8 protein-coding genes are annotated in these 7,461 nt (G+C 64.4%); 1 reads left to right on the top strand and 7 read right to left on the bottom strand.

Annotation, left to right across the window (positions count from 1 at the left end; translation table 11 throughout):
• The 5 genes from IC66_RS0122765 to IC66_RS43570 form a co-directional block, all read right to left on the bottom strand.
• On the bottom strand, positions 1-704 hold a 704-nt coding region (locus tag IC66_RS0122765; protein WP_038949149.1), incomplete at its 3' end, for an aminotransferase class V-fold PLP-dependent enzyme.
• A 91-nt stretch (positions 705-795) separates the two neighbouring features.
• The gene (locus IC66_RS0122760) at positions 796-1,353 is read right to left on the bottom strand and encodes a CAP domain-containing protein (protein WP_028144484.1); all 558 of its coding nucleotides are present in this window, start codon (positions 1,351-1,353) and stop codon (positions 796-798) included.
• Positions 1,354-1,447: 94 nt separating this feature from the next.
• Positions 1,448-2,542 (bottom strand): serine/threonine protein kinase, encoded by a 1,095-nt coding sequence (locus tag IC66_RS0122755; RefSeq protein WP_038949147.1) that lies wholly within the window; start codon positions 2,540-2,542, stop codon positions 1,448-1,450.
• Between the two features lie 7 nt (positions 2,543-2,549).
• Positions 2,550-3,977, bottom strand: coding sequence for a methylenetetrahydrofolate--tRNA-(uracil(54)-C(5))-methyltransferase (FADH(2)-oxidizing) TrmFO (trmFO, locus tag IC66_RS0122750; protein WP_038949146.1), 1,428 nt, complete (start codon positions 3,975-3,977; stop codon positions 2,550-2,552).
• A gap of 129 nt (positions 3,978-4,106) precedes the next feature.
• Complete coding sequence (locus tag IC66_RS43570; RefSeq protein ID WP_007590701.1) at positions 4,107-4,259, bottom strand: DUF1127 domain-containing protein; 153 nt, start codon at positions 4,257-4,259, stop codon at positions 4,107-4,109.
• A 589-nt stretch (positions 4,260-4,848) separates the two neighbouring features.
• On the opposite strand from IC66_RS43570, the gene IC66_RS0122740 reads away from it, so the two are divergent.
• Entirely contained in the window at positions 4,849-5,175 is a 327-nt protein-coding gene (locus IC66_RS0122740; RefSeq protein WP_038949145.1) for a hypothetical protein, read from the top strand.
• Positions 5,176-5,245: 70 nt separating this feature from the next.
• Here the strand turns inward: IC66_RS0122740 and IC66_RS0122735 are convergent, their stop codons facing one another.
• A complete protein-coding gene (locus IC66_RS0122735) occupies positions 5,246-6,070 on the bottom strand; it encodes a lytic murein transglycosylase (protein ID WP_018317895.1) in 825 nt (274 codons plus the stop codon).
• Between the two features lie 128 nt (positions 6,071-6,198).
• The gene (locus tag IC66_RS0122730) at positions 6,199-7,107 is read right to left on the bottom strand and encodes a DUF2189 domain-containing protein (RefSeq protein WP_028144489.1); all 909 of its coding nucleotides are present in this window, start codon (positions 7,105-7,107) and stop codon (positions 6,199-6,201) included.
• Positions 7,108-7,461: the final 354 nt, after the last annotated feature.

Raw genomic sequence — 7,461 nt, 5'->3', positions numbered from 1 at the left:
GGCGGGAGCCGTTGCAGCAGTGCGCGGCGAACGTAGAGAAAGCCGGTGCCGCGCGGGCCGCGCAGGAATTTGCGACCCGTGGCCGACAGCATGTCACAGCCGATGGCTTCGACGTCGACCGTCATCTGGCCGACCGCCTGGCAGGCGTCGAGCAGATAGGGAATGCCGCGTGCCCGCGCGATCTTGCCGACCGCTGCCGCCGGATTGACCAGTCCGCCATTGGTCGGGACCCAGGTGATCGCGATGAGCTTTACGCGCTCATCGATCATGCGCTCGAGCGCGTCAACGTCGAGCTCGCCGCTGGCATCGCTCGGCACGACGTCGATCGTCGCGCCGGTCCTCTTGGAGACCTGTAAGAACGCGACATAATTGGCCGCGTATTCCGCCTCAGCAGTCAGGATGCGGTCACCCTTGCGAAACGGAAGCGCGTAGAACGCCATCTGCCAGGCGACCGTCGCGTTCTCCACGAGCGCGATCTCGTCGGGTGCGGCATTCAGCAGACGCGCCACCGAGCCGTAGACCGCTTCGAGCCGGTCGGTCTCGCGATCCGCGGCCGCATAGCCTCCGATCTCGCTTTCCAGATCGATATGCTGCTTCATCGCCGCGACAACGGAAGTCGGCATGAGCGCCGCCCCCGCATTGTGGAGATACGCGAGCCGACTGGCGGCCGGTGTGTCAGACCGAATTTGGTCGATGTCGATCACCAACGCCTCCACTTCTCGCGATCCCTCATGCATGAATTAGACGCGCCGAAGGGGCCGAGCAAGACGTCAGGCCAGGGACGTCGGCTGGATCTTAGATGCAGAGGCCGAGCAGCTTGACGTGGCAGTTGCTCGATTTGGGCTTGCTCGCAGGCGCAGCTTCCCGCTTCACGGCAATTAGGGGCTCCTTGTCCTTGTTCTTCTTGCCCTTGCCCTTCGGCTCATAATCGCCGGCGATCACCATGGCCCAATAGGTGCGCTTGCCGCTGGCATTCCTGGCGCTGGCGATGCCGACGCGGGAGGCGTTGTGCAGCAACAGGTTCTTGCGGTGCCCGGACGAGTCGATCCACTGTCCCAGGGTCTTCTCGAAATTGTCGTAGCCGTAGGCGATGTTCTCTGCGGCGCGGCCCGCGCCGGCGGGCGCGACGCGGCGGTTGAAGGGGCCGAGCGCGTCGTGACTGAGGTCATCTTTCGCCGCCATCGCGCGGGCCTGGTCCATGGCGATGCGGTCGAGGGTGGAATCGCGGACGACGCGAACTTCACCGTGCTTGAGGCGGAAGCTGGAGATCAGCTCGGCCGGGGTCTCGGCCATTGCGGGCGCGGCCGCCAGCAGCAGAAGGCCGGCAATCAGGCCGCCCACCAGATGATGCATCATCGTCCCCCGAGCGCCCATGACCCCGCCGCGCCTGCCTTGTCCGACCGCTTCTCTATCGCCAATGTGGACGCTTCAAGGCGAGGGGGGGCCGTCAGTGAGTTGGCAGATCCGCCTCGAAGTTGAAGCGGTCGCGCAGATTTTTTCGCTGTTCCAGGATGTCCTTGAGGAAAGCGCGGTCCTGGTCGTTCTTCATCATCGGCTCGATCAGGTCGAGCTGGTTCATGGCAACCAGTTGCAGGATCTCGGTGCGCGGCTTGCCGCCGGCGTCGCGCGGCAGCGCGTGCACCACCTGGATGTGCTCCGGCGGTTTCGGCCCCTTTGCGGCCGCAAGCTCGTTCCGCAACTGGCCTTCGAGCGTGGCCTGGTCGGCTTCGACGAAGGCATAGAGCCCGACGCCGGAGCGGCGGTCCGCGAAAGCCACGATGGCGGTGTCGCGCACGGCCGGGTTTTTGCGGATCAGCTCGGTCAGCACCGGCGCGTCATTCACGAGCCTGCGGCCGCCGCCCTCGCGATCGGTGAAGTTGAACAGGCCGCGCGTGATCGCGCGGTAGACCTTCTTGCCGGTGACAAGCCACAGGCTGGCGGCGAATGACTTCTTCGCAAGGATCTTTCGCTCGCGCGGCGTCAGCGCCTCAGGTGCGTAGGAGCGCTTGTGTTTGAGCAGATGCCGGAGGTCTTCATAGGCCAGGATGCGATAGAGCCGGCCGCGCCGTGCAAAGCAGGCGGCGAGCTGGAAGTCGGTGACATAGGCGAGGCCGTCGCGGCCGACCAGCCCGTTCTGTTCCTTGGCAAGATCGTTGTGGCAGATACCGGCGCGGCGCAGCCGGCGCAGGGCCGCCTTGGCCGAGCGGAAATAGGCGAGGTCGCCATGCGGCTTTGCCAGATGCAAAGCGACGCCGTCGACGAAGCCGCGCACCAGCGCACGGCGTCCGGCCCACAGCAGCTCCGGACCAACGTTGAGGCCTTTGGCGAGCGCCAGAGCGTGCTTCTCGCGGGCGAACAGATGGCGCGCCAGGAGAAACGACCACCACGGCACTTCGTCGAGCCGGCGCAGCACGGCATCGACCTCGCCGCTCTCGCCGCGGAAGCGCCCGCGCTCGACGGTCGAGAACACGTCGCGCTTGAGCAGCACGCCCTCGGTCCAGCGCGCCGAGAGCGTCGCGGCGTCGTCTTTGGGGAGGCTCATCGCAAACTCACGCGGCTGCGGCAATGCGCAAATGATCGGCGATCCAGCGATCGAGATCGGCGAGTGCCAGTGCGCTCATCGCCTGCTTCTTGGCCACCGTCTTCTCGTTACCGCGCAGGCGCGTGCCGTCGGGTTTCTTCGTCGGCGCGGTCGCAAGCGGTGGGAATAGACCGAAATTGATGTTCATCGGCTGGAACGACCGTGTGCCGGGCTCGATGGTCTCGATATGGCCGCCGGTGATGTGGCCGAGCAGCGATCCGAGCGCGGTCGTGCCCGGCGGGCTGACAAGCGTCTCGCCGCGCGCGTCCGCCGCTGCATAGAGACCCGCGATCAGGCCGACGCTGGCCGATTCCACATAGCCCTCGCAGCCCGTCATCTGGCCGGCGAAGCGCAGCCGCGGCTGCGCGCGCAGGCGCAGCTGACTGTCGAGAAGCTTTGGCGAGTTCAGGAAGGTGTTGCGATGCAGGCCGCCGAGGCGGGCGAATTCGGCCTTCTCCAGCCCGGGAATGGTGCGGAAGATGCGCTGCTGCTCGCCATACTTCAGCTTCGTCTGGAAGCCGACGATGTTGTAGAGCGTGCCCAGCTTGTTGTCCTGGCGCAGCTGCACGATGGCGTAGGCTTTGGTCGTGGGATCGTGCGGATTGGTGAGGCCGACCGGCTTCATCGGGCCGTGGCGCAAAGTCTCGGGGCCGCGCTCCGCCATCACTTCGATCGGCAGACAGCCGTCGAAATAGGGTGTGTTGGTCTCCCACTCCTTGAACTCGGTCTTCTCGCCGGCGATGAGCGCAGCGACGAAGCCGTCATACTGCTCCTTGGTCATCGGGCAGTTGATGTAGTCCGCGCCGGTGCCGCCGGGGCCGACCTTGTCGTAGCGCGACTGGAACCAGGCCACCGACATGTCGATGGATTCACGATGCGCGATCGGCGCGATCGCGTCGAAGAAGGCGAGCGCGTTCTCGTCGGTCAGCTCGCGGATGGCATCGGCCAGTGGAGCCGAGGTGAGGGGACCGGTTGCAACGATGACGTTGCTCCAATCGGCCGGCGGCAGGCCCTTGACCTCGCCACGGGCGATCTGGATCAGGGGATGGTCGTTCAGCGCCTCGGTGACGGCCGCGGAGAAGCCGTCGCGGTCGACGGCGAGAGCGCCGCCAGCAGGCACCTGGTTGGCGTCGGCTGCACGCATGACCAGCGAATCGAGCCGGCGCATTTCGGCATGCAGCAGGCCGACGGCGTTGTTGGCGGCGTCGTCCGAGCGGAACGAATTGGAACAGACGAGCTCTGCGAGCCCGTCGGTGCGGTGCGCTTCGGTCATGCGGGTCGGCCGCATCTCGTGCAGCACCACGGGCACGCCGGCCTTGGCCACCTGCCAGGCGGCTTCAGAGCCGGCAAGGCCGGCGCCGATCACGTGCACGATGTTGGATTGAGGTCCTGTCATGGGGCGGACAGGTAGCGCTTTTCGGCGGGGAGTGGAATCGCCGAGATCGAGTTTTCTGCCGCTAGATGCGACAACGCCCGCACGAGGCGGGCGCTATCGGTCCGTTCCGGTGGAAGGGCTGAAACGATATCAGCCCTGATACTGACCGGCGGCAACGCGCGGGATGTCCGAGCGATCGAGGCCGATATCGGCCAGTTCGCGATCGCTGAGCTGGGACAGCTCGGCAACATTGCGCTGATAGTCCCGGAAGGCCTGGATCATGCGGATGAGCGAGAGCAGCATTGGTAGTCTCCTGTAGTTCGATTCAGCCCTTGCCCGGGCTGCATCGTTGAAATGAATATAGGTGAGAGTGGTGCAGTGCGAAAGTTCCGATGTTGCGATGCAGCTAAGCGAGTAGCGCATACCATGGGTAAGGGACGCTTAACCTCTCGCCAGTCCCGTTCAAGGCTTGGACGGTATGGACCGAATCTAGCGACAAACTCCCGTGAAATCACGGATTTAAGAGCTGTCGATTGATCTAGATCATAGCCGAAATAGGTTGCGTTCCTGTCACCGGCAAGTCGGACGCTCAGCTTCTATACCCAAGTCCGGCATGCGTGATTCGCATGAGGCAGACCTCGCCGATCTGAATTTAAATTCACTTCTTGTAATGGTCCTAGGGGCTTTGCCGGAGCAGGGTTGGCGACGAAATGCAGCGGAACGGCCCATTCGCACCCAAGATAACGCAGCGCACACACGCCGAGCGTGTGGCGATGATTACCGAGATGTAATGAAAATCAGAAATTTCGCATGCGGCTCTGCGCGGCGCGCAACATCACGCAATTCTCGCGGGGAATTTATTGCGGCAAGTTGCCGCGTCGGGAGGAAAGTCATGTTGCAGATTCCGGCAATGTCGCCGGGTCTGTCCCAAGATCAAGAGAAGGAAGGTAACGTCATGACGAAGTTACTCGGGGTTATCGCAATTGCCGCCGTCGCGTTCGCCGTTGCGCCGGCCCAAGCCGCCAAGCATGCCACGGGCGGTTGCAGCTCGGCCAACCTGGAGAAGACGGAGACCGCGATCGAGAACATGGCCGACGGTGACAGCAAGTTCGTCGCGCAGAAGGAGATCGCGGCTGCGCAGGATTCGCTGCTCAATGGCAAGATGGGTGCGTGCGGCGCGCATCTTAACAAGGCGATGCACGCCACCATGGGCAAGTGATGGGTAGGTAGACGCACAAGAGAGGGCCGGTCGCCGGGCGATCGGCCCCTACGCGTTTGTTGATGGGTGTTTAGGGGGCGCGCGCCAGCTGGGTGGCGAAATAGGCGACAGTCTTGGAATAGACCTCGCTCTTGTTCCACTGCTGCAGCACCGCGAAATTCGGACTGCCCGGCTGCCAATCCTTGCCCTTTTGCCAGCCATAGCCGGCAAGATAATTGGCGGTGGAGGCGAGCACGTCGGGCGCGTTGTGCAGGAGGTCGCGCTTGCCGTTGCCGTCGAAATCGACGGCGTATTTCATCCAGGACGACGGCATGAACTGGGTCTGGCCGAGCTCGCCTGCCCAGGCGCCCTTCATCTCGGCTGGCACGAGATCGCCGCGCTGGACGATGCGCAGCGCGTCCAGCAGCTCGGCGCGAAACTGCTCCGCGCGCCGGCAATCATAGGCCAGTGTTGCGAGTGAGCGGATCGTGGCGAACTTGCCGGTGTTGACGCCGAAATCGGTCTCCAGGCCCCAGATCGCGACCAGGACCTCGCCGGGAACGCCATAGGTCTGCTCGATGCGCGACAGCACCGAGCCGTACTGCTTCATCCTGTTGGAGCCGCGCTCCAGGCGCGGCGGCACCATGCGGCCGGAAAATTCCTCGAAGGTCTGGGCGAAGACCTTTTGCGAGCGGTCGCGGTTGAGCACGCTCTGATCGAGCGTCACGCCGGCGAGACCAGATGCAATGGCCTGCTGTGAAATGCCCTTGGCCGCAGCGTCGGTCTTGAAGTCCGCAAGCCAGGCATCGAAATTGCCCGAGCCGCAGGCAACCGCGGCGAACGCTGGCTGGGCGGACAGGATTGACGCGGAGAGAGCGAAGGCTGCGAGAGCGAGACGAGAAATCGTCGAGGTCATTCGAGGTAATGAATTCCGTGAAGCGATCTGGCCGGCCGGCAATCTCGATCGGAACCGCGGCCAAAGCAAGGCGTGCGACAGGCCGCGATCCTGCCCGAACCAGGGCAGGATCGCATGTCACGATATCGTCAGGCGTCCGTCCTGTTACGCCAGGGGAAGAGGTTGGCCGGGAAGTCGGCAGCCGGCTTGCGCGGACGATGCGGCGGGGGCGGCACCGGACGTGCACCGGGCTCCGAGACGATCACCTTGCGGTAGAGATGCCAGGTGGCATGGCCGAGCAGGGGGATCACCACGGCAAGGCCGAGGAACGCCGGGATCGTGCCGAGCGCGAGCAGGACCGCGACGATCAAGCCCCAGGCCGCCATCGGCACCGGGTTCCTGGCGACCACGCGCAGCGAGGTGCTCATCGCCTCGAACGCGCCGGCATGGCGGTCCAGCATCAAGGGGAACGACACGGCGCTGATGCACAGCGCGGCGAGCGCGAACAGGAAACCGACGCCGCAGCCGACCACGATCAGCCACCAGCCCTGCTGCGTCGTCAGCACGCGCGTCATGAAGTCCGAGAGCCCGGTGACGCCCTCATAGCCGAACGCCGCAACATAGATCGCCTGCGCGGTCGCAACCCAGGTCACGAACAGCGCGAGCAGCAACGTACCGAGGCCGAGCATCGCTCCGAACGAGGGCGAACGCAGCACCTCCATCGCATCCCAGGCGCTGGCTTCCTCATAGCGTTCGCGCCGGCTGGAGAGCTCGTAGAGACCGAGGGCCGCGAAGGGCCCGATCAGCGCGAAGCCGGCGGCCAGCGGAAACAACAGTGGCAGCACCGAATAGCCCATCACCACGCGGGCGAGCACGAGGCCGAGCACCGGATAGATCACGCAGAGAATGATGGCGTGGCTCGGCACGGCCTTGAAATCTTCCCAGCCGCGCCTCAGCGCATCGTGCAGATCGGACAGCTGGATGGTTCGGATCACCGGTCCAGCCGCATCAGTGGGCTGGGCCATCGTGGGGACATTGCCCTGGTAGAGTGTGGCCATGGTCGCTAGCTCCCTTGCCGAGCGGCCGAATTCGGCGCCGGCAAACGGCGCGAGCGGCCGCCATTCTCTGAAGTCCCGCGATCCCGACCAGACGCGAATTCCGGATGACATCGCGAGCTGAGCTGGAAGCGTACGCCCATTTGCGAGTCCTGTCCCTCACGCTTGGGTGAAATTCGATGCCGCAGCGCAACTCGACGGTGTCATTCGGTCGTCATTTCGCCGCAGATAAGCTGATGCTGCGTGCTGGCTCGCGGAACTTTGCGGGCGCTACGCAGTAACTTGGTCTATAAGTGCCACTCAAGGCCCTTCCAACGGATCCTTTTCGGGGAGCAGACATGAGCATTTTCGGGAAAA

Origin of the sequence: Bradyrhizobium genomosp. III, assembly GCF_000261705.1 — a bacterium.
Taxonomy (GTDB): domain Bacteria; phylum Pseudomonadota; class Alphaproteobacteria; order Rhizobiales; family Xanthobacteraceae; genus Bradyrhizobium; species Bradyrhizobium ottawaense.
The sequence above is the reverse complement of the archived record's forward strand: the minus strand, read 5'-3'. Positions and strand labels throughout refer to the sequence as shown.

What these genes read in the sequence shown, in the direction of transcription:
- IC66_RS0122760 (WP_028144484.1), bottom strand. Translation starts at nt 1,353, where the DNA reads ATGCATCATCTGGTGGGCGGCCTGATTGCCGGCCTTCTGCTGCTGGCG.
- IC66_RS0122755 (WP_038949147.1), bottom strand. Translation starts at nt 2,542, where the DNA reads ATGAGCCTCCCCAAAGACGACGCCGCGACGCTCTCGGCGCGCTGGACC.
- trmFO (WP_038949146.1), bottom strand. Translation starts at nt 3,977, where the DNA reads ATGACAGGACCTCAATCCAACATCGTGCACGTGATCGGCGCCGGCCTT.
- IC66_RS43570 (WP_007590701.1), bottom strand. Translation starts at nt 4,259, where the DNA reads ATGCTGCTCTCGCTCATCCGCATGATCCAGGCCTTCCGGGACTATCAG.
- IC66_RS0122740 (WP_038949145.1), top strand. Translation starts at nt 4,849, where the DNA reads ATGTTGCAGATTCCGGCAATGTCGCCGGGTCTGTCCCAAGATCAAGAG.
- IC66_RS0122735 (WP_018317895.1), bottom strand. Translation starts at nt 6,070, where the DNA reads ATGACCTCGACGATTTCTCGTCTCGCTCTCGCAGCCTTCGCTCTCTCC.
- IC66_RS0122730 (WP_028144489.1), bottom strand. Translation starts at nt 7,107, where the DNA reads ATGGCCACACTCTACCAGGGCAATGTCCCCACGATGGCCCAGCCCACT.